Source organism: Pseudomonas oplopanacis (genome assembly GCF_057128725.1).
In genome coordinates this window covers 105,215-128,320 of sequence record NZ_JBSKHV010000016.1, presented here as the reverse complement: position 1 = coordinate 128,320, position 23,106 = coordinate 105,215, and the positions used below count along the sequence as shown (strand labels likewise).

Below are 23,106 nucleotides of genomic sequence, written 5' to 3'. Positions count from 1 at the left end.
GTAGGTCATCGTCAAGATTAAATTCCGAAACCCCAATTGCGAAAGCAGTTGGGGTTTTGTTTTGCCCGCAGGAAAGTGCCAGAAAACACCACCGACCGTCATTTAGGCCCTCAAGGACAACCGTTAGAGGAAATCGCACTAAAGCGACCGCGCAGTTTTTGGTATGGTGCAGCTCGTTTTTTTAACGGACTGATTTCAAGCCTACGGATCGGCACCCGTCTTTAGTCAAAGAGTTGCTGCAGAAATGCCCGAACCGATACCGATCAAGGACCACGAAAAAGAAACCAGCCTCGTCAACAAAAGACTGATGGCTTGCGGCTTGTTCGTCGTCGCTATTACCTGCGCGCTGGTGGTGCGCATGTATGTCCTGCAGGTGGTCGAATTCGACTATCACTCGACCATCTCCGAAAACAATCGTGTCCACGTCCTCCCGATCACGCCCACCCGTGGGCTGATCTACGACCGCAATGGCGTGGTCCTGGCGGACAACCGCCCGAGTTTCAACCTGACCATCACCCGCGAACGCGCTTCCGATGTCAAAGAAGAGCTGGATGAGGTGGTCAACCTCCTGCACCTGCCGACAGAAGATCGAACGTTGTTCGACAAGGCCATGAAGCAGGCCCGTCATCCGTTCGTGCCGGTGACCCTGTTCTATGAACTGAGCGAAGAGCAGATCGCTGTCCTGGCGGTCAACGAGTTCCGCCTGCCAGGGATCGATGTCGAGCCTCAGTTCGTGCGCCACTACCCGATGGGAGCGCACTTCGCGCATTCGATCGGCTACGTCGGTCGCATCAACGAGAAAGAATCCAAAGCCCTGGACAATGTGGAATACCGCGGCACTCAATCCATCGGCAAAACCGGCATCGAAAAATTCTACGAGTCCGAGTTGCATGGTCATGTTGGTTACGAAGAAGTCGAAACGAATGCCCAGGGCCGCGTGCTGCGTGTGCTCAAGCACACCGATCCGGTCCCTGGTAAAAACATTGTCCTGAGCCTGGACGTCAAACTGCAGGAAGCCGCCGAAGAAGCCTTGGGCGATCGTCGTGGGTCGGTCGTTGCACTCGACCCATCGACCGGTGAAGTGCTGGCCATGGTCAGCAAGCCAAGCTTCGACCCGAATCTGTTCGTCACCGGGATCAGCTTCAAGGAATACGCGGCGCTGCACGACTCCATCGACCGACCTCTGTTCAACCGCGTTCTACGCGGCCTCTACGCACCGGGATCGACCATCAAGCCGGAGGTGGCCATCGCCGGCCTGGATGCGGGCGTCGTCACCCCACAGACCCGGGTCTTCGATCCGGGTTACTACCAGCTCCCGGACTTCGATCACAAATACCGTAACTGGAACCACAGTGGCGACGGTTGGGTGGACATGGACGCCGCGATCATGCGCTCCAACGATACCTACTTCTACGACCTGGCCCACAAGCTGGGCATCGATCGCCTGCACGACTACATGGCGATGTTCGGCCTTGGCGAGAAGGTCTCGCTGGACATGTTCGAAGAGTCTGCCGGTTTGATGCCGTCCCAGGCCTGGAAGCGCGCCACACGCCGTCAGGCCTGGTTTCCTGGCGAGACGGTGATCCTCGGCATCGGCCAGGGCTATATGCAGGTCACACCACTGCAATTGGCCCAGGCCACCGCGTTGATCGCCAATAAAGGCGTGTGGAATCGACCGCACCTGGCCAAGACCGTGGACGGTGTTGCGCCGGTGGACGAGCATCCGATGCCCAACATCCTGCTCAAGAATCCGCATGACTGGGAGCAGGTCAACCACGGCATGCAGATGGTGATGCACGATGCTCGCGGGATCGCCCGGGCGGCAGCGCTCGGGGCTCAATACCGGATTGCCGGCAAGAGTGGTACCGCGCAAGTTGTCGCGATCAAGCAGGGCGAGCGCTACAACCGGGCGAAAACCCTGGAGCGTAACCGCGATAACGCCTTGTTCGTCGGCTTCGCTCCAGCTGAGCACCCGAAGATCGTCATCTCGGTGATGATCGAAAACGGCGAGGCGGGTGGTCGCGTCGCCGGTCCTGTGGTGCGGCAGATCATGGACGCCTGGTTACTTGATCAGGACGGCCACCTGAAGCCGCAATACGCCGCCCCGAGCAAAGCGCCAGGCGATCCTCACGTGTAAGTCGCTACGACGCAAACACAAGCGCCATAAGGCACTTGCCATCGCCCTGACGTTAACGTAAAGATTGCGGCAGGGCGCTGAACTTGAAAGGCGCAGGGCGGACCGATTCGGAGCGCTTGATGACGCTAATAAAAACAACAACACCCAAACTGCACCGCGAAGCCCGGCTGGCCCGGGAAAAACTCCATCTGGAGGGCGAAGTCCCCGATGGCGTATTGCGCGCGGAAATCGATGCGTCGTGGCGGCGCAGCCTCAGTCATGGCGTGCATTTCAATGGCAAGCACGAACTGGCGCTGGAATCGAGCGCCAGCCTCGACGTGCTGCTGGCGAGCAACCGACTGCTGATCGACGCGGCATTGCCGGCGATTGATTACCTGGCCGAACGCCAAGGCAAGGAAGGCCTGATCATCCTCGCCAACTCCGACGCCACCATCCTCGCTGTCGAAGGGCGCGCCGACCGCCTCAAGGGCAGCGGCCTGCAAGACATCACCTTGGGCGCCTGCTGGAGCGAAGCCGCTCGCGGCACCAACGCGCTGGGCACGGCACTGGTCGAAGCCCGGCCGACGATGATCGATTGCGGCGAACATTACCTCGATAGGCTGACCGATTTCTCCTGCACCTCGGTGCCGATCCATTGCCCCCAGGGCGATATTCTCGGCGTGCTCGACCTGACCCGCGAAGGCCCGCTCGGCCGCGTCCACGACAGCACCGCGTTGCTGGCGATGGCGGTCAGCCAGATTGAAAGTCGCGTGTTCAACGCCAGCTATCCAGACGAAATCGTCCTGGCCTTTCACAGCCGTCGCCAATACCTCGAATCGCCTTGGCAAGGCCTGCTGGCGGTGAGCCTTGGCGGTCAGATCCTCTCCGTCAGTGCCCAGGCCTGTCAGCTACTCCACGCCGAACGCTCGGCGCTGGTCGGTCGGCGTTGTGAGGAATTCCTCGGTGTCGATGGCCTGCAACTATTATCGCGTTTGCACCAGGGCGGCGTCGGTAGCTTGCAAACCGCCAAGGGCGAATTTTTCTACAAAACCCTGCGCGCGCCGCAGCGGTCAATCAACGTCAGCACGCCACCGCGCACGACCGCCAAAGCCGCTAAGCCCCAGCCGGACCTTGAATCCCTGGCCGGCAGTAACGTGCGGTATGCCCGGGCCTTGCGCATGGCCCGGCAAGGCCTGGCCAATGAATTGCCGGTGTTGCTGCTTGGTGAAACCGGCACCGGCAAAGAAGTCATTGCGCGTGCCCTGCATATGGCCGGAACCCGTTGTGACAAACCCTTTATCGCGGTGAACTGCGCAGCCATTCCCGAAGGCCTGATCGAGTCGGAACTGTTCGGCTACCGTGAAGGCGCCTTCACCGGCTCCCGTCGTGGCGGCATGATCGGTCGACTGCAACAGGCCCACGGCGGCACCTTGTTCCTCGATGAAATCGGCGACATGCCGCTGGCCCTGCAAGCGCGTTTGCTGCGAGTGCTGCAAGACCGCAAAGTCGCGCCACTGGGTGCCGGTGAAGAGCAGGACATCGATGTCGCGCTGATCTGCGCCACGCACCGCGACCTCAAGCGTCTGGTGGAAGAAAAGCACTTCCGCGAAGACCTGTTCTACCGGGTCAACGGCATCAGCGTGATGCTCCCGGCCCTGCGCGAACGTGAAGATTTCAGTGCGCTGGTCGGGCGACTGCTGACCCGGCTCGATGCTCCGGCCGTGGTTCTGCATGACGACTTGAACCGCTTGCTCAGCGGCTATCACTGGCCGGGCAACATCCGCCAACTGGAGATGGTGTTGCGCACCGCGCTGGCCATGCGCGAACCGGGGGAGAGCGTCCTCACCCTCGACCACTTGCCCGACAGCATGCTCGACGAACTGACCGCGACCGAACGGCCTCAGGCCGGCAGCATCCGTGAAAATGAACTGGAGCTGATTCGTCAGTCCCTGGACACGCACCAGGGCAACGTCTCGGCTGCTGCCGACGCGTTGGGCATCAGCCGCGCGACCCTGTATCGCAAGCTCAAACAGTTGCGTTCGTGATGCAGCGCCTGATCGTCCGGCTGATCGACAGCCAGAACCCCGAAGCCCTGCAAGCGGCATTGCGCTGGCTCTACAGCTTCGTGCGTCCCCATCGTCTGGCCATCGCCGGGCTGCTCGGGTTGTCGGTGTGTGCCTCGCTGCTGGTGTTGGTGCAACCGTGGTTGACCAAGCTGCTGATCGACGATGGCCTGCTGGCGCGCGACTTCCCGATGCTGGTGTTGATTGCCGGGTTGATGATCGTCGCCGGGCTGCTCGGCACGGCACTGTCGGGCATCAACCGCTACCTGCACACGCGGTTGTCCGGGCGGATTCTGTTCGCCCTGCGCGATGATCTCTATCGGCATTTGCAGACGCTCTCGCCGAGCTTTTACGGTCAGCGGCGGATTGGCGACCTGATGTCGCGCCTCGATGGCGACGTCGCCGAGATCCAGCGCTTTGCCGTGGACTCGCTGTTTTCAGCGGTCTCGAGTGTGATCGGTCTGGTCTGCGCGGTGGCGATGCTGTTGACCCTGTCGTGGAAGCTTTCGTTGCTGGCGTTGGTGCTGATCCCCCTCGACGTGCTCTGGCTGCGCTGGATGCGGCGCAAGGTCGAGCGCGATGTGCGGCAATTGCGCGAGCGCTCGGCGGACATGTCCTCGTTCATGGTCGAGACGCTGCCGGTGATGAAATTCATCCAGTCCGCCGGTCAGCAACAACGTGAAGCGCGGCGTTTGCAGTCACTCGGCCACGGCTACATGAGCCAATTACTGCGTCTGCAAGTCACCGAGTTCTTTACCCAGGCCGTACCCGGCACGCTGACGTCGTTGTCCCGGGCCTGTGCGTTTTTGATTGGCGGGTACTGGGTGGTGCAGGGGACCTGGCAATTGGGCGCGTTGATCGCGTTTTCTACTTACCTTGGCATGGCCGTCGGACCGGTTCAGAGCCTGCTCGGACTCTACGTCGCCATTCAACGGATGACCGTCAGCCTTGGGCGCGTGATGGAATTGCGCGGTGAAGAGCCGACCGTGCTGACGCCGATCCAGCCACAACCGATGCCGACGTCGGGTGACCTGCGATTCGACGATGTGCACTTCAGCCATCCCGGCCGGCCGACGACCTTGCGCGGTATTGAAGCGCGGATTCCCTACGGTTTGAAAGTGGCCCTCAGCGGTGGCTCCGGGGTGGGTAAATCAACCCTGATCGACCTGCTGCAACGCCATCATGACCCGCAGTCCGGCCGCGTGTTGCTGGGGGAGGTCGATCTTAGGGAACTGGACCTGTTCCAGTTGCGCCAGCGGATTGCCGTGGTCAGTCAGGACATCGTGTTGTTTCGCGGCAGCCTCGCCGACAACCTCGCTTATGCCGTACCGCACGCCAGTCGCGAGGCGATTGCCGAAGTCGCACGGTTGGCGCAACTCGACAGCCTGATCGAGTCGCTGCCCGAAGGCCTCGACAGTCCGCTGGGCGAGCGTGGCCAGCAGTTGTCCGGCGGGCAGAAACAACGCATCGCCATTGCCCGGGCGCTGTTGCAAGACCCGCTGATCCTGGTGCTCGACGAAGCCACCTCGGCGGTGGACGAAGCCACCGAGCGTGAGGTGATCGAGGCCATCGACCGACTGTTTGCCGGACGTACACGCATCCTGATCAGCCATCGCCCCTCGACCCTGGCCGATGCCGACCTGCGTTTTGAATTGCTCGACGGTGTGCTCACTTCAAAAACGGTGCTGCATGAAGCCTGAATTGCGCATCGGTGTGGTCGACAGCGGGCATTCAGCGGCGCAACGGGTGCAAGTCGTCGCGGGCCGGCGCTTCTCGTTGCTGGACGATGGATTGGCCGAAAGCGACTTGCGCGATGATCCGCTGGGCCACGGCAGCGCGGTGATTGAAGCCATCGGCCGGCGGGCACCTTCGGCAGTGTTTTGCGTGGGGCAGGTGTTTGATCAACGCGGCGTCACCAGCGCCTTGCAGATCGCCACGGCCATAGACTGGCTGGTGGCACAGGACGTTCGGCTGATCAATTTGAGCCTGGGCTTGCGCCAGGATCGCAGCCTGTTGCGCGAAGCCTGCGCAGCAGCGGTGGCACGCGGGGTTCTGCTCTGCGCCTCCAGTCCGGCGCAAGGCGAGGGCGTGTTCCCGGCCAATTATCCGCAGGTGCTGCGCGTCACCGGCGACGCCCGTTGCGCTGAACAGGAATGGTCGTGGCTCAACAGCGCGCAAGCGGATTTCGCCGCGTGTGTGCATGGGACCTATCCGGGGCAGTCCGGCGCCAGTCTGGGGTGTGCAGCGTTGAGCGGGCACATCGCCGCTTTTTTGGTTGAACATCCTGGGGCGAGCAACCAGCAAGTGGTCGAATGGCTGCGCGAGCACGCGCGGTATCGCGGTCCTGAACGGCGCTTCGGCCCATGATTGCGATTCTTGGCGCCGGGCCAGCGGGGGCGGCGGTGGCATTGGGGTTGCGGCGGCTCGGTTATCCGGTGACGCTGGTCAGCGAGTGGCGCCGGTTTGCCGCGCTGGAAGGGGTTTCGGTGCGGGTGCTGGAGGCGTTGCGCGGCGCGGGACTGCATCAGGCGCTGGCGGATGCGGCGTTGCCATCTCAGCGGCAGGTGTCGTGGAACGGTCAGCAGCATGCGCAAAACATTGAATTCCTGTTGGACCGTCCCGTCTTCGACCGAGGTCTGCGCGAAGATCTGCGCCTGGCGGGCGTCGAGGTGATCGAAGGTCGAGTGCTGACGGTTCAGACCGACGCCACGGGGCATCGAATCGAGATCGACAGGCGTGAAATGCTGGTCGCGGACTTTCTGGTGGAAGCCCGAGGGCGTCAGGCGCCGGCGCTCGGCAAAGGCCTGAGAGGGCCGGAGACGGTCAGCCTGCTCAATCGCTGGCAGGCAACGCCGGGCAGTACCGCCAGCGCAGTGGAAAGCCTTGAAGATGGCTGGGCGTGGATGGCGCGGCGGGCTGACGGCCAGTGTTATTGGCAGTGGACGGTGGACGTGGCCAGCGCCGAACTGCCGGGCAAGGCGCAGTTGCTCGACTATTGCCTCCAGCGGCGCCGGGGCTCGGCGCTGGCTCAGGCATTTTTCGGTTCCGCGCCTGAAATCGACTTGCAACTGCATGCGCGCAGCAGCACCGCGATCCTCAGTCCGCAGGTATGCGGTCCGAACTGGATTCGGGTCGGGGACGCGGCGATGGCAGTAGACCCGCTGTCGGGCAACGGGATTTTTCAATCACTGTCGTCGGCGCTGCAAGCGCCAACCGTGATCAACACACTGTTGCGAAAACCCGAGCGAACGGCCTTGGCGCAGCGCTTTCATCAGCAGCGGGTGGAACAGCTGTTTTTGCGCTTTGCGCGGATTGGTCGCGACTTTTACGCCGATGAACAGCGTTGGCGGGACCAGCCATTCTGGCAGGCGCGGCGGTGCTGGCCGGATGCAGAGTTTGCCCATGCCGAGGCGGATTTCAATGCGCTGAGAATTGAGCGGGCGCCGGTGTTGAATGAGGGGTTTGTCGATGAGGCCGAGGTGGTGATCACGACGGATCAGCCGTTGGGGATCTGGCATGTGCAAGGGGTTGAAGTGGCGCCGTTGGTGCGGCGGTTGCGCACTGAGCCGGCTGAGCTGGTGTTGGCCGGGTTGACGGTGGAGCAGGGGCGGATGGTTCGGGGGTGGTTGTTGGCCCTGGGTTTCAAACCTTGAGATTTGTAGTGGCCGGTCTGGCCCCTTCGCGAGCAGGCTCGCTCCCACAGTGATTTTGTGTTGAACACAGATCCCTTGTGGGAGCGAGCCTGCTCGCGAAGGCGGCCTGAAGCACGCCGACAATCAGAGCTTGATCAACACCGACTTCAACTCGGTGTAATGCTCAATCGCCGCATACCCCATCTCCCGCCCAACCCCCGACATTTTGTACCCACCAAACGGCAGCGCCGGGTCCAGGGCGCTGTGGCAGTTGACCCACACCGAACCCGATTTGATCCGCGGAATCATCCGGTGTACCGCCGCCAGATCATTCGACCAGATACTCGCCCCGAGCCCATAAGGACTGTCATTGGCCATGCGCAACGCGTCCGCTTCATCATCAAACGGAATCGCCACCAGCACCGGGCCAAATATCTCTTCCTGCACCAGTGAATGCTTCTGATCGACGTCGACAATCACCGTCGGCTTGACGAAAAATCCTGGCCCGAATTGCTCACCACCGCAGGCAATGGTCGCGCCACTTTCCCGGCCCTTTTCGATGTACCCGTACACCCGTTCCTGCTGGCGTGCCGAAATCAACGGCCCCATCTCGACGCTCGGGTCCAGGCCGTTGCCTAGCTTCATGGCGTTGGCGATGCCCGCGATGTCCGCCACCACATTGTCGAAATGCTTGCGCTGCACGTACAGCCTCGAACCTGCGCAGCAGACCTGGCCCTGGTTAAAGAAAATCGCGCTGGCGGCTCCGGCGGCGGCGCTCGGCAGGTCGGCGTCGGCCATGACGATGGTCGGTGATTTTCCGCCCAGCTCCAGGGTCACGCGGGTCATGGAGTCCATGGCGATCTTGCCGATCTGCTTGCCCACGGCGGTGGAGCCGGTGAAGGTCAGCTTGTCCACCAGCGGGTTGTGCGTCAGGGCGGAGCCGGCGGTGATACCGGTGCCGGTGACCACGTTGAACACACCCTCGGGGTAGCCGGCTTCCAGCACCAGTTCCGCAAGTTTCAGCGCGGTCAGCGGGGTTTCATCGGCGGGTTTGAGCACCACCGTGCAACCGGTGGCGAGGGCCGGGCCGAGCTTCCAGCAGGCGAGCAACAGCGGGAAGTTCCAGGCGACGATGGCGCCGACCACGCCCACCGCTTCGCGCCGGATGAAGCTGTGGAATTGATCATTGGGCATCAATGGCAACGACACCTCAACGCTGGAGCCTTCAATCTTGGTCGCCCAACCGGCCATGTAGCGCAGGAAATCGATGGCCAGTTGCACGTCCATCACTTGGGCCACCGCTGCGCTTTTACCGTTGTTCAGACATTCCAGTTGCGCCAGCAGCTCGGCATCGCGCTGCATCAGGTTGGCGAGTTTCCACAACAGATTCTGCCGCTCGCGCGGGCGGGTGCGGGTCCAGGCCGAGTCATCGAAAGCCTGACGAGCGGCCAACACCGCGCGGTCGACATCCTCCGGCGTGGCCCGTGGCACCACACACAACACTTCACCGGTGGCCGGGTTGTGCAGGGGCATGGTCTGGCCATCGGCGGCCTCGACCCAGTCACCTCCGATCAACATGCGCGGGGCGCGCTGGATAAACGCGGAAGTGGCGGGAAGCACATTAGGGAGCGACATGGCGAAGCCTCTTATTGTTCGTGAGAACAGGGCTTTCGCAATGGCTGTGCCAAGTCGCGGCAAGGTCCGGCCAGCCTTTGAGTGGCCGGGGTTTGTCGGGCGTAAAAGGAGAGCGGCAGGGGGATTTTTTTCGCAAATTGCGACAGCCGCTGAGACGACGAACAACCCGGTTGCGACCTTGAGAGCCCTCATGTTGAGGAATAGAATTTTCAGGCTCGGTGGGTGAAATGACGGAACATTTCCCCGGCCATACATCTCGCGCAAGGGAGGTTGTGATGAACCTTTCAACCCTGGAGATTCAAAGCATCATTGAACAGAGTTTTCTGCCTTCGGTCTGCACGTGCAGCATGGCGCCGGATCAGTCATTGACGATTCGGGTCTGCGATTGCATGACCGGCAAAGTGGACCTGGTGGTGAGTCACGTTCCCGTCTGGGAGCTGGACACCGCCCATGCGATTGCGACGCTGGTGGTGCAGATGCAGCAAGAGATCCGCGCACACACGGGCGTCCACCCAACATTCTTGAGCTGAACCGGCGTCAGCCGCACCACCGCGTGTGGTGCGGCCCGCGTCTCAGACTGCAACACCTGTCGCGATATTAGACGCAGGCGCTCTCCCTCAAAGGCCGTTCCAGGCCCTTGATTGCACGCAACTGATTGATAAAAAACAACATCGGCAAGCTGGCACGCTCCGTGTATTGCTCATCGCAGACGTTTCTCTTGCCTCCGCCAGCGGTGCGCCGCCGGCGGCAGAAACCATAAAAACGATAAGCCACAACAATAAGAACGCACCGTGCGAGGTTCGACGTTGATGAAGAGAAAACTCCGATCAGGCCTGAGCGCCAGCCTGCTGGCCGTGGCCGCTTGCGTGGCGCTGCATTCGCCCGACAGCCTGGCAGCCCGCGACGCCCAGACCATCCTCAAGGAAACCTGTCAGGGCTGTCACACCCCTGAAGCCAATAACGCCCTCAGCCGCATCAGCCACCAGCGCAAGACCCCGGAAGGCTGGTTGATGAGCATCGCCCGGATGCAAACCATGCACGGTTTGCAGATCAGCGATGATGACCGTCGCACCCTCGTCAAGTACCTGGCCGACACCCAGGGCCTGGCGCCGAGCGAGACCGATGGCGTGCGTTATGCGCTGGAGCGTCGACTCAACACCGTCGAAAAATTCGACGACCAGACCAGCCAGATGTGTGGCCGCTGCCACTCCGGTGCGCGGGTCGCCTTGCAACGGCGTCCGGCCCAGGAATGGGAACGCCTGGTGAATTTCCACCTCGGCCAATGGCCGTCCCTCGAATACCAAGCCCTGGCCCGTGACCGCGACTGGTTCGACATCGCCCGCAAAGACATGGTGCCGCTGTTGGCCAAGCGTTATCCGCTGGACAATCCAGCGTGGAAGAAATGGCAAAGTGTCGCGCCGAAAAGCGATGCACTGGTGGGGGACTGGAGCTTCAGCGGCCACTTGCCAGGCAAGGGTGAATTGGCCGGCGTGATGAGCGTCACGGCCGATGGCAGCGACACCTTCAAGGTCAGCGTCAAAGGCCAATACGCCGACGGCAGCCCGTTCAACGGCGACGGCAGCGCGATTCTCTACACCGGCTACGAATGGCGCGGCAACGTGACCATCGACGGTGTGACCATGCGCCAGGTGTTCGCCGCCCAAGGCAATGCGATGCAGGGCCGGATGTTCGAGGCCGAACACGACGAACGCGGCCTGGACTTCGTCGCCGCCAAGCAGGGTTCCAGTCGTTTGTTGGCGGTACAACCGGGTTATCTCAAGGCCGGTGCTGAAACTGAAGTGACCCTTATCGGCAGCGGTCTCACCGGTAAACCGGACTTCGGCAAAGGTGTGGAAGTGGTCGAAATCGTCGAGCAGAGCCCTGAGCGGATCAAGGTCAAACTCAAGGCCGCTGCCAACGCCCAACCGGGCGTGCGTGCGGTGACCGTGGGTACGCTGAAAGGCCCGAGCCTGTCGGTCTACAGCACCATCGCCGAAGTCAAAGTGGTGCCGGAATTCTCGGTGGCGCGGATCGGCGAGGGCGGTGGTTCTACGCCGAAAGTCCAGGGCCGTTTCGACGCCGAAGCCTGGGGCAAAGGCGCCGACGGCAAGCCGTACCGCATCGGTGTGTTCCCGGCGCAGTGGAAGGTCGAGGCCTTCGATGATCGCGCCAAGGAAGACGAAGACGTCAAGTTCGCCGGCACCATGCAGGCTGACAGCGGCGTGTTCACACCGGGCGATGCCGGGCCGAACCCGCAACGCAAGATGTCCACCAACAATGCCGGCAACCTCAAGGTGATAGCCGCCGTCGACGACGCAGGGAAATCCCTGACCGGCGAAGGCCACATGATCGTCACCGTGCAACGCTGGAACAATCCACCCATTCCATGAGTTGGCTGATTCCTGTGGCTTCAGACACTTTTTCGGAATGACCGCAGGCCCCGTCAAACGGGGTTTGCACAGGAGGTTGCAATGGGCGCTATTTTGAATCTGGTCGAACGGAACCTGCACGAAGTGCACGTCGATGCCGACCGCATGCTGTTTCACATCCCCAGCAGTTCGCTGTTCGCCAGCGATGAGCTGACCGGCACCATCATCGATACCTTGCGTGGTCCGGGCTGTTCGTCCGAGGACTTGATCCAGCGCCTGGCCGCGCGTTTCAACGGCGAAGAAATCACCGAGACGCTGCGTGAATTGATCTCGCTGGAGCTGGTCAGCGACGGCTCGCCACTGACCCCGGACATCGGCACCAAACGGGTGGAGCGTACCGCGATCAATACCGTGGTGCTCAACGTCAACACCGGCTGCAACTTGAGCTGCACCTACTGCTACAAGGAAGACCTCGACAAGCCGTCGGCGGGCAAGAAAATGGACGTCGAAACGGCGGTCGCGTCGGTGGAAATGCTGCTGCGCGAATCCCCGGACGAAGAGCGTTTCACCGTGGTGTTCTTCGGTGGAGAACCGCTGAGCAACCGCAAGCTGATCGAGTACATGGTCGACTATTGCGAGACGCGTTTTCGCGAGGCCGGCAAGTTCGTCGAATTTGTCATGACCACCAACGCCACGCTGCTCACTGAAGAAACCGTGGACTACCTCAACGCCCACCGTTTCGGGCTCTCGGTGAGCATCGACGGGCCGAAAACCGTGCACGACCGCAACCGTATCACCGTGGGCGGGCAGGGCACCTATGACGTGGTGCGGCGCAAGGCCGAGATGCTGCTGTCGCGCTACAACAGCCGTCCGGTAGGCGCGCGAGTGACGTTGACCACCGGCGTCACCGACGTCGAAACCATCTGGGATCACCTGTTCAACGAACTGGGTTTTGCCGAAGTCGGGTTTGCCCCGGTGACGTCGGGCGACATCAGCACGTTCAACCTGTCCAGCGACGAGCTGATCGAAGTCTTCGCCAACATGAAGAAGCTTGGTCGGCGTTACCTGGAAGCGGCGCTGGAACACCGCAACATCGGTTTTTCCAACCTGCATCAATTGATCACCGACATCCACGAAGGCCACAAAAAAGCCCTGCCGTGCGGCGCGGGCCTGAAGATGCTGGCGGTGGATCACAAGGGCGAACTGAACCTGTGCCACCGCTTTACCGGTTCTTCGCTGCCGACCTTCGGCAACGTGCACAGCGGCGTCAAACAGGTCGAGTTGAACGACTTCCTGTCCCAGCGCCTCGACCGCACCAACACTGGTTGCGAGGACTGCCAGATCCGCAACCTGTGCTCCGGCGGCTGCTACCACGAAAGCTACGCCCGGTACGGCGACCCGACCCACCCGACCTATCACTACTGCGAACTGATGCGTGACTGGGTCGACTTCGGCATCGAGGTCTACACCCGGATCATGGCCCACAACCCTGCGTTTATCAGCAGCTACATCACTCCGCGCAAGGCTCACTGATATGAAACATCTCAAGGCAATCAATAACAAAGCGCTGAAACTGGACGAGGCCGCGGCCGAAAACCGTATCGAAGAAGTGGTCGCAATGAGCTCTGTTGCGGGCTGCGCCTCGACCACCGACCCGGGTTGGGAAATCGATGCGTTTGGCGGGGTGTCGTCGCTGTGCCAGCCGATGGAAGCCGACCTGTATGGCTGCTCCGACCCGTGCTGGTGGCCGGCCCAGGTGCCCGACATGATGAGCACCTACCCGGACTGGAACAAGGATGCCCAGGCGTCCAACGAAAACTGGCGCAACCTCGGCACTGTCTTCCCCAAAGACAAGTGATCAGATAAGAAGAAGGATTCCAGCATGCACAGCATCAAAGCCTGCGGCCTGGCCGCATTCGCCGTCCTGAGCGCTTGTTCGTTCACTGTTCTGGCCGATGACAATGCAGCACTGCAAGACGGTCACGAGTACATGGTGACCACCAACTATCCGAACAACCTGCACGTGATCGACCTGGCCACCGACACCCTGTTCAAGACCTGCAAGATGCCCGACGCCTTTGGCCCCGGCACGGTGCAATTGTCGCCGGACCGCAAGACCGCTTATGTGCTGAACAACCACTACGCCGATGTCTACGGCGTCGAGCTGGACAGCTGCAAGCAGGTGTTCCACGCCAGCATCACCCAGAAACCGGGGGAGAAAGCGAAGTCGATGTTCGCCTTCACCCTCAGCCACGATGGCAAGGAACTGTTTGCCATCGCCAACCCGACGCTGATGCTCAATGACCGCTACGAAGTGCAGCAGCCACGGCTCGATGTGTACAAGACTGACGCCGGCATGGACGCCAAACCCGTGCGCAGTTTCCCGGCGCCGCGCCAACTGACCATCATGCAAAGCGGCGATGATGGCACGCTGTACGTGGCCGGGGCGGACGTCTACAAGGTCAACGTGAACACCGGCAAGTTCGAAGTGCTGATCCCCAGCCGTCACTGGAAGCGCCCGAACTACAGCGCGCCGGACGTGCTCTACGTGTGGAACCAGCAGACGTATCGCCATGATTTTTCGCTGCTCTACACCGCTGCGAAATTCAAGGACAAGAAGCAGGACCCGTTGACCGCCGAATACCTCTACGGGCTGTTCAGCATCGACCTGAAAACCGGCAAGACCGAAACCACCGACTTCGGTCCCCTGACGGAAATCTACTTCAGCGGCATGCGTTCACCGAAGGACCCTAACCTGATGTTCGGGGTGCTCAACCGCTTGGCCAAGTACGACATCAAGGAAAAGAAAATGCTCCAGGCGGCGACGCTGGATCATTCCTACTACTGCATTTCCTTCAACAAGGACGGCAGCAAGATCTACCTGGCCGGGACGTTTAACGACGTAGCGATTTTTGATGCCGACAGTCTGAAGCAGATTGGCAGCATCAAAATGCCGGGTGGGGATATGGCGATTACGACGGCGCAGGTGTTTGTCCGGTAATTGCGGTGCCTGAACTGACGCCTTCGCGAGCAGGCTCGCTCCCACGCTGGAACTGTGAACGCAGGACCAATGTGTGCGAGCCTGCTCGCGAAGGGGCCCTCACAGATCACAAAGGCATCAAACCCCAGGCACTGGGCAGCTCAAATCCCCCTCCTGGCACTTCAGATAATTCCTGAACGTCTGAACCCGCGCCTTGGTCAAGTCAGTGGTGCAGCTGCTGTAGATCAACGGATACACACTGCCCCCTTCCACCCCCGACGCCGAAAACTTGCACTCGGCATCCCGAAACGCAACCCATGCCCGTTGCGCGCCCACCAGCAACTTCTTGCGCTCGGGCTCGGCTTTCAGACGCGTGGTGATTTGCTGGTACAGCGCATTCAACTCCTTGTCCGCTGCCGCATTCTGCTGCGCTGCGCACTGGTTCATCGTGGCCTGGTCGGTGGCGTTGTCGCAATCCACGGCGAACGCCATCGAGGTGAACATCACTGGCGCCAGCGCCAGGAAAAAGCGTGAGTACATGGCGAAAACTCGCTGTGGCAGAGGAAATTGCGGGGCAGTGTAACGAATCGTTATGAACCTGCGCCGACAGAGCGCAACTGGCTGCCAGCAACTCTCGCGCCCGCAAACCCGAACTTATGCGCACAAATATGGCCGAATATCCCGAGCATGGTTGATCGCGACAAGCGATTGGTTCAATTTTAGGGTTGGTCTTGTGGTTGTTACTGACCTACTGTTCAGTACAGGAGGTGACTTATGAATCCAACATCAGATCGAGATCGCATCGAAAGGAAAATCCTGCTCAAGGCGAAGCGTTCGCATGTCTGGCGCGTGCTGGCCAATGCCGAAGCGTTCGGGCAGTGGTTTGGCGTTGCACTGGAAGGCAAGCGTTTCGTCGCCGGTGAGTGGACCCAGGGGCAGATCACTTTTCCCGGGTATGAGCACTTGTTGTGGAATGTGTTGGTGGAGCGGGTCGAGCCAGAGCGGTTGTTTTCGTTTCGCTGGCACCCGTACGCCATCCACCCGGACGTCGACTACTCCCAGGAGCCGACCACGCTGGTCAAATTCGAGCTCGAAGACATGGACAATGGCACGCTGCTCAAGGTGTCCGAATCCGGTTTCGATCACATCCCCCAGACGCGCCGTGAAAAGGCGTTCCGTATGGACAGCCGTGGTTGGGAAGAACAGATGAACAACATCGAACAGTTTCTGACCGAAAGCGCCAAAGCCCATGAGCGTGAAGGTGGTTAAGGCTACAGCCCCCTGAACTCGCGGCCTCTAGCCTGGATACCTTAGCCGTCTAAGGGTTTTCGGAAGGGCAGGTATAGCGAATGTCTTACACGCGGTGCTAGCTATGTCGTCTATTGCAGATTGGATCCGACACGTAATCTAGCCCCATCAACTGAAGCACAGGAAGCGCTTCAGGATCACGGATGATCGACCATCAGCAAGGATTGGCTACCGACAGGGAGTCGACAATGGTCTTGGGAAAAACCCGCTTCGGCGGGTTTTTTTTTGCCTGTCGAAAAGTTCGGCAGCACTTAGAGCCTGGCCGCTGCCCGTTCGGTGATTTGCGTGCGCAGCTCAAGCGAGGCGGCTGCCCGGCGTTGCGCTTCAGCCAGAACACTCGATGGAGCCGTTTCAGGGCTGCCCGACTGGAACGGCGGTGCTGGCGCATATTCCAGTTGCAACTGCACCAACTGCGCCGTGTCCTTGTCGAACAACTCTGCCGCCAGGCTCAGGGCAAAATCGATCCCTGCGGTAATCCCGCCACCGGTCAACAGATTGCCGTCGCGCACCACGCGGTCCTTCACCGGGATCGCCCCCAGTGGCTTGAGCAGCTCGTGATAGGCCCAGTGCGTCGTCGCCCGCTTACCCTTGAGCAAACCCGCGGCGCCGAGCACCAGCGCACCGGTGCAGACCGACGTGACATAACGCGCGTTGACGGCTTGAGCCTTGATGAACGCCAGTGTTTCTTCATCTTCCATCAACGGCCCGACGCCACCGCCGCCGGGAACGCAGATCACGTCCAGCGCCGGACAGTCGTCGAACGTCATGGTCGGTTTCAGCACCAGGCCAGTGCTCGCGGTAACCGGCACCAGGTCCTTCCAGATCAAATGCACCTTCACGTCCGGCAGCGAGGCCAACACATCGTAAGGGCCGGTCAGGTCGAGTTGCTGAACCTGGGGAAACAACAGAAAACCGATCTGCAACGTCATGGCTTATTTCTCCTGAAGTGGGTGGACGTCTTCACTGTAGGCTCGTAGGATTTGGCGTATCCGCCAATCACCCCACGAATTACGCCAACATGCCGAAAACCATTCACGTGCTCGCGTTTGCCAATGTGCAACTGCTCGACGTCACCGGGCCGTTGCAGGTGTTTGCCTCGGCCAACGATATTGCGCGCCAGAAAGGTTTGCCGGCGCCTTATGCGCCGACGGTGATTGCCAATGGTGGCGGGGCGGTGATGTCCTCGGCGGGGCTGGCACTATTCGCTGAGTCGTTGCCCCACGGTGAAAGCGACACGCTGGTGATTGCCGGTGGCTGGGGCGTTTACGCGGCGGCGGAAGACCCGGCGCTGGTGGCCTGGGTACGCGAACATGCGGCTTCTTGCCGGCGTATCTCGTCGGTGTGCACCGGCGCGTTTTTACTGGCGGCCAGCGGCTGGCTCGATGGCCGGCGAGTGGTCACGCACTGGACGCGGTGCGAGCAGTTGGCGCAGAAGCATCCGCGTCTTCACGTCGAACCCAATCCGATCTTCATCAACGACGGCCCGGTCTGGACTTCGGCCGGGGTCACGGCTGGCATCGACCTCGCCCTGGCCATGGTCGAAGAGGACCTCGGTCGCAACATGGCCCTCGAAGTCGCCCAGCAGCTGGTGGTGTTTCTCAAGCGTCCGGGTGGGCAGTCACAGTTCAGCGTAACCCTGTCCTTGCAGAAAGAAGGCGACCGTTTCGACGAACTTCATGCCTGGATCAGTGAAAATCTGACCAAGGATCTCGGCATCCCCACCCTGGCGTTGCAGGCGGGCATGAGCGAACGCAGTTTCGTGCGCCACTACCGTGCCGACACCGGGCAAACCCCGGCGCGCGCCATTGAATTAATCCGGGTTGAAACGGCGAGACGGCTACTCAGCGATACCGGCGTGCCCATTAAACGGGTGGCGGTGCAATGTGGGTTTGGCAGCGAAGAAACGCTGCGGCGTAGTTTTCTAAGGGCCATGGGCGTGACACCACAGGCTTATCGCGAGCGGTTTTCGGTCAGCGCTGCAGCAGATCCAGTAATGCTTTGAGGGTCGCCTCGGGGGCTTCCTCGGGAATGTTGTGACCGACGCCTGCCAACACCCTCCGCTCGTACGGGCCGGTGAAATGCTCGCGGTCATCGTCGATGTCCGGTGGCGGTCCGACGCCATCGTCGGCGCCGTACAGGGAAATCGTCGGCACGCTGATTGGCGGCTGTTGGGTCAGCGCTTGTTCCATCCATTCCAGCGCCGGATCACCGGGTGCATACATGAAGCGGTGGCGATAAGACTGGATGACCACTTCGACGAAATCCGGGTTGTCGAAAGCCGGCGCGCTCAATGGGTACAAATCAGGGCCTTTGATCCAGGTCGGCGACCATAGCTTCCAGAGTAATTCGCACAAACTCCGCCGATTTTTCGTCAGGCCTTCTACCCCGCGCGGGGTGTGGAAATAGTACTGATACCACAGGCGATGTTCCGTCTCCGGGTCTCGAGGCTCGGTGGAATTCGGGATGTTCTGCAAGTTGTAGCCATCTCCAGTCACCAGGCAACGCACCCGTTCCGGCCACAACGCCGCGACGATGCACGCGGCGCGACCGCCCCAGTCGTAGCCGCAGAGGGCTGCTTGCTGGATGGCCAGCGCATCCATCAAGTCCAGCAAATCCTGGGCGAGAGCGGCCTGCTGGCCGGAGCGCAAGGTGTCGGGGCTGTTGAAGCGTGTCGGGCCGTAACCGCGCAGGTACGGGACGATGACGCGGTAGCCCTCGGCGGCGAGGGCCGGGGCGATTTCGTCGTAGGCGCGCGGGGAGTAGGGGAAGCCGTGGAGCAGGATCACGGGATCGCCGGTCGTTGGGCCGTGTTCCTCGTAAGCGATTTTCAGGCTTGGGGTCTGGGCATAGTGGATCAACGCGTCATGGATCATTCGATACTCCCGTGCGGTTGTTTCTAGCGGCTTGAAGCCAACGTCCCTACGCTTCCACTTCCGCCACCTGATTAAAGTACTTCGACCGATCCGGCGTAAACGTCACCACCATCCCGGTCCGGGTGCATTCCAACGCCCGCTCTTCAGCCAAATCAACATCCAGATCTTCCCCCCGCAGGCCCTGCCATTGGGCGAGATACTTGAGAGATCCGTATTTTTCCAGTTTTTTCAGGCTGCGACTGACGCCACCCTTCCACCCCAGAACCAGTAGCTCTCCGGCAAGGCTGCGTTGGGCGAGGTTGGGGAAGCGGGTGGCGCGTTGGCGGCCGATTTCCCAGCATTTGATCAGGCCTTTGTCCGGGCCTTCCCACAGTTCGTCGCGGTTCAGGCCGGACCGAAGGGGAGAGTCGATGCTGCGGTGGATGCGCTGGCTCATTCAGGTTCCTTGAATTCGGGTTTTGTTGGACAGCTCCGCTGTACCCGTTGTTGCTGGATGTTAGGGGGGGATGTAACGACTGGCAACAAGGTATTTCAGGCTGTAGGAATGGGGTGTGCTGGGGTTAAACGGGAATGTTTGTTTAATTTTTGTAGGAGGTTGGGCCTAAGTGCCCACAAATGCTCGCTAGCGTTGGATTGGTATGGCTTGGGAGTGTGTTTAAGCCTGTTGTGAGTAAGCTTTGTTCCTACAAACGGCAGCGCAAAACGGGAAAATTCTGACGGACCTTGTCGGCAAGTGGTGTTGTGGCTGGTGGCCTCTTCGCGAGCAGGCTCGCTCCCACAGGGGATTACCGTTTGCCCCCCCCTGTGGGAGCGAGCCTGCTCGCGAAGGCGCCGCCTCAGTCTCAAGGCTGCCAAAAACTCTTCTCCCCACTCAATTTCCGATCCAGAAAACTTGCCGCGCTGATCAACGCCAGGTGCGTCAGCGCTTGCGGCGTATTCCCCAGATGCCGTGCATGACTGTCCAGCTCTTCGGCATACAGCCCCAGCGGATTGGCATATCTGAGCAACTGTTCAAACTCCAGATGAGCCTTTTCCACCTGACCGGCCCGCGCCAGGCATTCGACGTACCAGAACGAGCACGCGGCGAACGCGCCTTCGGTGCCGTCGAGGCCGTCGATGCGGGTGTCGTCGTTGCGATAGCGGTAGACCATGCCGTCGCGCACCAGGGTTTTTTCGATGGCTTGAAGGGTGGCGAGCCAGCGCGGGTCCTTGGCGCTGACGAACCGTACCAGCGGCATCAGCAACATCGAACCGTCGAGGGCGGTGCCGCCGATGTACTGGACGAAATGCCCGCGTTCTTCGTTCCAGAAGTTTTCCCAGATGTCGGCGTAGATGGCCTGGCGCATCTGGTCCCAGCGGGCGAACGGGGCGGGCAGTGAACGTTTCGAGGCGAGGCGAATGGCGCGGTCCAGTGCGACCCAGCACATCAGTCGCGAGTGCAGGAAGTGATGCTGCTCGCCACGCATTTCCCAGATGCCGACGTCTGCCTGCTGCCAGGTTTCGCACACCTGATCGACCACTTCCACGGTGTGTTTCCAGCCCTCATGGGAAATGGCCTCGCCATACTTGTTGACCAGGTAGATCGCATCCATCAGCTCGCCAAAGATGTCGAGCTGGACCTGATCGTAGGCACCGTTACCGATGCGCACCGGCGTCGCGCCGCCATGGCCGGACAGGTGCGACAGTTCGACCTCAGGTAATTCCTGCCGACCGTCCATGGCGTAGAGAATGTTGAGTTTCATTGACTTGCCATGACAGTCGCTGACCCGCCCGCGCAGCCAGCGCATGTATTCGTTGGCTTCCTGGACGAACCCCAGGCGCATGAACGCGTAGACGGTAAACGACGCGTCGCGGATCCAGGTATAGCGATAATCCCAATTGCGTTCGCCGCCCGGCGTTTCCGGCAGGCCGAACGTGGCGGCGGCGAGAATCGCGCCGTGTTTGCGTGAGGTCAGCAGCTTCAGGGCGAGGGCCGAGCGGTTGACCATTTCCCGCCAGCGACCGCGGTAGTTGGACTGACCGATCCAGTCGCGCCAGAACTTCAGCGTGCGCTCCAGGCACAGGTCGGCGGCACCTTCCTTGAAGCGCGGATCGTCGAGCCCACCGAGCAGGAACTGTGCACTCTCATCTTGCTTCAAGGTGAATTCGGCGACCGCTGCATCGCCTTCAACGCGCACAACCTGATTCGAAGACAGGCGCATGGACGGTTGGTCGGCGGCCTCGAACGTCACGTCTTTTTTATCCATCCGCGCGCGGGTCATGGCGCGAGCGTAGTCTTGACGCACGGCGCAACGCATGTGAAACGTCGCTTCGCCGCTGACTACCCGGACCCGGCGTATCAACAGCGGCAGATCGTCCTCGGTGTCGCCGATGGGCAGCAGGTCGGTGACTTCGACCACCGCGCGATCACTCAGCCAACGGGTTTGCAGCACGTTGGTGTCCGGCAGGTAAATCTGCTCACGGCGGGCGTCGGGCAAGTCCGGCGCCAACTGGAAGATACCGGCCTCGGGCGTATCCAGCAGCGAGCAGAAAATCGATGGGCTGTCGAATTCCGGCCAGCAGAAAAAGTCCACGCTGCCCTTGTCATTGACCAGTGCCGCGCTGCGCATGTCGCCGATGATGCCGTGGGCGTCGATGGCGCTTTGTCGTTCGTGAAGTAGCGGGTTGAGGGAAATCGCCATGAAGGTTAGCGCCTTGCGGTGAGGGCCTAACTAGCTGACTGGTTTTAAGGGGCTGGAGTTCATTTGCGGGATGATGGTGATTGTTCTGGCCCCTTCGCGAGCAGGCTCGCTCCCACAGTAGATCGCGGTCCACTGTGGGAGCGAGCCTGCTCGCGAAGGGACCTTCACATTGAACCAACAATTGGGAGCTTTCCCCTCAATCAGCCTTATGGCAATTTGCAGTCCCTTGTCGAGACCCGCAACCATGGCCAATCCTTACCGCGATCTGTTCAAAGCCCCCGGCAGCCGAGCCTTCGTGCTGGCCGGCATGATCGCGCGCATGCCGATTTCCATGACCGGCATCGGCCTGATCACCATGCTCTCGCAACTGCAGGGTGGCTACGGACTGGCCGGTGCCGTGGCCGCGACCTTTGCCCTGGCCACAGCTTTTTGCGCGCCGCAGGTCTCACGATTGGTCGACCGCTACGGGCAACGCCGGATCTTGCCGATCTCAGCGTTGATCGGCGGCGGGGCGTTGTTGCTGGTGTTGCTGTGCACCCGTTTGCAGGCGCCGCACTGGACGCTGTTTGTGTTCGCCGCGCTGGCCGGTTGCATGCCGAGCATGTCGGCGATGGTGCGGGCGCGCTGGACCGAGGTCTATCGCGGTCAGCCCGAACTGCAAACCGCCTATGCCCTGGAATCGGTGCTGGACGAAGTCTGCTTTATCGTCGGGCCGCCATTGTCGGTGGGCTTGTGCGTGGTGGCGTTCCCCGAGGCCGGGCCGCTCGCGGCGTTGTTGATGCTGGCGATCGGTGTGACGACGTTCGTCCTGCAACGCGACACTGAACCGGCCATTCATCCCCATGAAGAACATCATCAAGGCTCGATCATCCGTTCGGTGGAGATTCAATTGTTGATGCTGTTGATGGTCGCCATGGGCACCATTGTTGGCGTGGTCGATGTGGTCAGCGTGGCCTTCGCCCAGCAGCAGGGCCAACCGGCGGCGGCGAGCATTGTGTTGTCGGTGTATGCGATTGGTTCATGCATGGCCGGGCTGGCGTTCGGGGCCTTGCGCTCGAAGGTGCCGTTGCCGCGTTTGTTCTTGTACGGCGGGGTGGCGACGGCGGTGACGACGCTGCCGTTGTTGCTGGCGAGCAACATTCTCGGGCTGTCGCTGGCGGTGTTCGTGGCCGGGCTGTTTTTTGCGCCGACCTTGATTGTCGCGATGGCCTTGGTGGAACGCATCGTGCCACCGGCCAAGTTGACGGAAGGCCTGACCTGGCTGGTCACCGGGTTGAGTATTGGCGTGGCGATTGGCGCGGCGAGTTCGGGGTGGCTGGTGGATGCGTTCGGTGCGCGCAGCGGGTTTTGGGTGGCGATAGCGGCAGGCCTGGTGGTCCTCGTTTCCGCCGTCCAAAGCTATCGCCACTTGAAATAAAGCCCCCTACAGGGGCTTGTGTTCGACTAATT

General features: G+C 61.1%; 19 protein-coding genes. 13 read left to right on the top strand and 6 right to left on the bottom strand.

Annotated features, from left to right (window positions below):
* Positions 1-244: 244 nt before the first annotated feature.
* The 5 genes from mrdA to qhpG all read left to right on the top strand — a co-directional run bounded on the left by mrdA (position 245) and on the right by qhpG (position 7,832).
* A complete protein-coding gene (gene mrdA, locus ACWKV5_RS25435; RefSeq protein ID WP_123432507.1) occupies positions 245-2,137 on the top strand; it encodes a penicillin-binding protein 2 in 1,893 nt (630 codons plus the stop codon).
* Positions 2,138-2,256: 119 nt separating this feature from the next.
* Positions 2,257-4,161, top strand: coding sequence for a sigma-54-dependent Fis family transcriptional regulator (locus tag ACWKV5_RS25430; RefSeq protein ID WP_483843503.1), 1,905 nt, complete (start codon positions 2,257-2,259; stop codon positions 4,159-4,161).
* Positions 4,161-5,879: an ABC transporter ATP-binding protein gene (locus ACWKV5_RS25425; RefSeq protein ID WP_483843502.1), complete on the top strand. Its 1,719-nt coding sequence runs from the start codon at positions 4,161-4,163 to the stop codon at positions 5,877-5,879. Before ACWKV5_RS25430 ends, ACWKV5_RS25425 begins: the two co-directional genes overlap by 1 nt.
* Positions 5,869-6,546, top strand: coding sequence for a subtilisin-like serine protease QhpE (qhpE, locus tag ACWKV5_RS25420; protein ID WP_483843501.1), 678 nt, complete (start codon positions 5,869-5,871; stop codon positions 6,544-6,546). Before ACWKV5_RS25425 ends, qhpE begins: the two co-directional genes overlap by 11 nt.
* Positions 6,543-7,832, top strand: coding sequence for a flavin-dependent monooxygenase QhpG (gene qhpG, locus ACWKV5_RS25415; RefSeq protein WP_483843500.1), 1,290 nt, complete (start codon positions 6,543-6,545; stop codon positions 7,830-7,832). The genes qhpE and qhpG overlap by 4 nt, the downstream gene beginning before the upstream one ends.
* A gap of 123 nt (positions 7,833-7,955) precedes the next feature.
* Here the strand turns inward: qhpG and ACWKV5_RS25410 are convergent, their stop codons facing one another.
* On the bottom strand, positions 7,956-9,446 hold the full coding sequence (locus ACWKV5_RS25410) for an aldehyde dehydrogenase family protein (RefSeq protein WP_483843499.1): 1,491 nt from the start codon (positions 9,444-9,446) through the stop codon (positions 7,956-7,958).
* Positions 9,447-9,721: 275 nt separating this feature from the next.
* Here ACWKV5_RS25410 and ACWKV5_RS25405 point away from each other — a divergent pair, with 275 nt between their 5' ends.
* The 5 genes from ACWKV5_RS25405 to peaD all read left to right on the top strand — a co-directional run bounded on the left by ACWKV5_RS25405 (position 9,722) and on the right by peaD (position 14,816).
* A complete protein-coding gene (locus tag ACWKV5_RS25405; protein ID WP_483843498.1) occupies positions 9,722-9,976 on the top strand; it encodes a DUF1652 domain-containing protein in 255 nt (84 codons plus the stop codon).
* A gap of 279 nt (positions 9,977-10,255) precedes the next feature.
* Positions 10,256-11,836 (top strand): quinohemoprotein amine dehydrogenase subunit alpha, encoded by a 1,581-nt coding sequence (gene peaA, locus ACWKV5_RS25400; RefSeq protein ID WP_483843497.1) that lies wholly within the window; start codon positions 10,256-10,258, stop codon positions 11,834-11,836.
* A gap of 81 nt (positions 11,837-11,917) precedes the next feature.
* Positions 11,918-13,348 (top strand): quinohemoprotein amine dehydrogenase maturation protein, encoded by a 1,431-nt coding sequence (peaB, locus tag ACWKV5_RS25395; protein WP_483843496.1) that lies wholly within the window; start codon positions 11,918-11,920, stop codon positions 13,346-13,348.
* A 1-nt stretch (position 13,349) separates the two neighbouring features.
* Positions 13,350-13,673, top strand: coding sequence for a quinohemoprotein amine dehydrogenase subunit gamma (gene qhpC, locus ACWKV5_RS25390; RefSeq protein WP_008145336.1), 324 nt, complete (start codon positions 13,350-13,352; stop codon positions 13,671-13,673).
* A 24-nt stretch (positions 13,674-13,697) separates the two neighbouring features.
* Positions 13,698-14,816, top strand: coding sequence for a quinohemoprotein amine dehydrogenase subunit beta (gene peaD, locus ACWKV5_RS25385; RefSeq protein WP_483843495.1), 1,119 nt, complete (start codon positions 13,698-13,700; stop codon positions 14,814-14,816).
* Positions 14,817-14,933: 117 nt separating this feature from the next.
* Here the strand turns inward: peaD and ACWKV5_RS25380 are convergent, their stop codons facing one another.
* The gene (locus ACWKV5_RS25380; RefSeq protein WP_483843494.1) at positions 14,934-15,335 is read right to left on the bottom strand and encodes a lysozyme inhibitor LprI family protein; all 402 of its coding nucleotides are present in this window, start codon (positions 15,333-15,335) and stop codon (positions 14,934-14,936) included.
* A 234-nt stretch (positions 15,336-15,569) separates the two neighbouring features.
* Between ACWKV5_RS25380 and ACWKV5_RS25375 the strand changes: the two genes are divergently transcribed.
* Entirely contained in the window at positions 15,570-16,064 is a 495-nt protein-coding gene (locus tag ACWKV5_RS25375) for an SRPBCC family protein (RefSeq protein WP_483843493.1), read from the top strand.
* A 290-nt stretch (positions 16,065-16,354) separates the two neighbouring features.
* Here the strand turns inward: ACWKV5_RS25375 and inhA are convergent, their stop codons facing one another.
* Positions 16,355-17,032: an isonitrile hydratase gene (gene inhA, locus ACWKV5_RS25370; RefSeq protein WP_483843492.1), complete on the bottom strand. Its 678-nt coding sequence runs from the start codon at positions 17,030-17,032 to the stop codon at positions 16,355-16,357.
* 89 nt (positions 17,033-17,121) lie between these two features.
* Between inhA and ACWKV5_RS25365 the strand changes: the two genes are divergently transcribed.
* Entirely contained in the window at positions 17,122-18,105 is a 984-nt protein-coding gene (locus tag ACWKV5_RS25365; protein ID WP_483843491.1) for a GlxA family transcriptional regulator, read from the top strand.
* On the opposite strand, the gene ACWKV5_RS25360 is transcribed toward ACWKV5_RS25365, so the two are convergent.
* The 3 genes from ACWKV5_RS25360 to ACWKV5_RS25350 all read right to left on the bottom strand — a co-directional run bounded on the left by ACWKV5_RS25360 (position 18,074) and on the right by ACWKV5_RS25350 (position 21,657).
* A complete protein-coding gene (locus ACWKV5_RS25360) occupies positions 18,074-18,976 on the bottom strand; it encodes an alpha/beta fold hydrolase (protein ID WP_483843490.1) in 903 nt (300 codons plus the stop codon). The two genes, ACWKV5_RS25365 and ACWKV5_RS25360, sit on opposite strands and share 32 nt — an antisense overlap.
* A gap of 46 nt (positions 18,977-19,022) precedes the next feature.
* Positions 19,023-19,412, bottom strand: coding sequence for a hypothetical protein (locus tag ACWKV5_RS25355; protein ID WP_483843489.1), 390 nt, complete (start codon positions 19,410-19,412; stop codon positions 19,023-19,025).
* A gap of 406 nt (positions 19,413-19,818) precedes the next feature.
* Complete coding sequence (locus tag ACWKV5_RS25350) at positions 19,819-21,657, bottom strand: glycoside hydrolase family 15 protein (protein WP_483843488.1); 1,839 nt, start codon at positions 21,655-21,657, stop codon at positions 19,819-19,821.
* Positions 21,658-21,901: 244 nt separating this feature from the next.
* Here ACWKV5_RS25350 and ACWKV5_RS25345 point away from each other — a divergent pair, with 244 nt between their 5' ends.
* Entirely contained in the window at positions 21,902-23,074 is a 1,173-nt protein-coding gene (locus ACWKV5_RS25345; protein WP_483843487.1) for an MFS transporter, read from the top strand.
* Positions 23,075-23,106 lie beyond the last annotated feature (32 nt).

What these genes read in the sequence shown, in the direction of transcription:
- ACWKV5_RS25405 (WP_483843498.1), top strand. Translation starts at nt 9,722, where the DNA reads ATGAACCTTTCAACCCTGGAGATTCAAAGCATCATTGAACAGAGTTTT.
- ACWKV5_RS25430 (WP_483843503.1), top strand. Translation starts at nt 2,257, where the DNA reads ATGACGCTAATAAAAACAACAACACCCAAACTGCACCGCGAAGCCCGG.
- peaB (WP_483843496.1), top strand. Translation starts at nt 11,918, where the DNA reads ATGGGCGCTATTTTGAATCTGGTCGAACGGAACCTGCACGAAGTGCAC.
- peaD (WP_483843495.1), top strand. Translation starts at nt 13,698, where the DNA reads ATGCACAGCATCAAAGCCTGCGGCCTGGCCGCATTCGCCGTCCTGAGC.
- peaA (WP_483843497.1), top strand. Translation starts at nt 10,256, where the DNA reads ATGAAGAGAAAACTCCGATCAGGCCTGAGCGCCAGCCTGCTGGCCGTG.
- ACWKV5_RS25410 (WP_483843499.1), bottom strand. Translation starts at nt 9,446, where the DNA reads ATGTCGCTCCCTAATGTGCTTCCCGCCACTTCCGCGTTTATCCAGCGC.
- qhpE (WP_483843501.1), top strand. Translation starts at nt 5,869, where the DNA reads ATGAAGCCTGAATTGCGCATCGGTGTGGTCGACAGCGGGCATTCAGCG.
- ACWKV5_RS25380 (WP_483843494.1), bottom strand. Translation starts at nt 15,335, where the DNA reads ATGTACTCACGCTTTTTCCTGGCGCTGGCGCCAGTGATGTTCACCTCG.
- ACWKV5_RS25425 (WP_483843502.1), top strand. Translation starts at nt 4,161, where the DNA reads ATGCAGCGCCTGATCGTCCGGCTGATCGACAGCCAGAACCCCGAAGCC.
- qhpG (WP_483843500.1), top strand. Translation starts at nt 6,543, where the DNA reads ATGATTGCGATTCTTGGCGCCGGGCCAGCGGGGGCGGCGGTGGCATTG.
- qhpC (WP_008145336.1), top strand. Translation starts at nt 13,350, where the DNA reads ATGAAACATCTCAAGGCAATCAATAACAAAGCGCTGAAACTGGACGAG.
- ACWKV5_RS25345 (WP_483843487.1), top strand. Translation starts at nt 21,902, where the DNA reads ATGGCCAATCCTTACCGCGATCTGTTCAAAGCCCCCGGCAGCCGAGCC.
- ACWKV5_RS25355 (WP_483843489.1), bottom strand. Translation starts at nt 19,412, where the DNA reads ATGAGCCAGCGCATCCACCGCAGCATCGACTCTCCCCTTCGGTCCGGC.
- ACWKV5_RS25375 (WP_483843493.1), top strand. Translation starts at nt 15,570, where the DNA reads ATGAATCCAACATCAGATCGAGATCGCATCGAAAGGAAAATCCTGCTC.
- mrdA (WP_123432507.1), top strand. Translation starts at nt 245, where the DNA reads ATGCCCGAACCGATACCGATCAAGGACCACGAAAAAGAAACCAGCCTC.
- ACWKV5_RS25360 (WP_483843490.1), bottom strand. Translation starts at nt 18,976, where the DNA reads ATGATCCATGACGCGTTGATCCACTATGCCCAGACCCCAAGCCTGAAA.
- inhA (WP_483843492.1), bottom strand. Translation starts at nt 17,032, where the DNA reads ATGACGTTGCAGATCGGTTTTCTGTTGTTTCCCCAGGTTCAGCAACTC.
- ACWKV5_RS25350 (WP_483843488.1), bottom strand. Translation starts at nt 21,657, where the DNA reads ATGGCGATTTCCCTCAACCCGCTACTTCACGAACGACAAAGCGCCATC.
- ACWKV5_RS25365 (WP_483843491.1), top strand. Translation starts at nt 17,122, where the DNA reads ATGCCGAAAACCATTCACGTGCTCGCGTTTGCCAATGTGCAACTGCTC.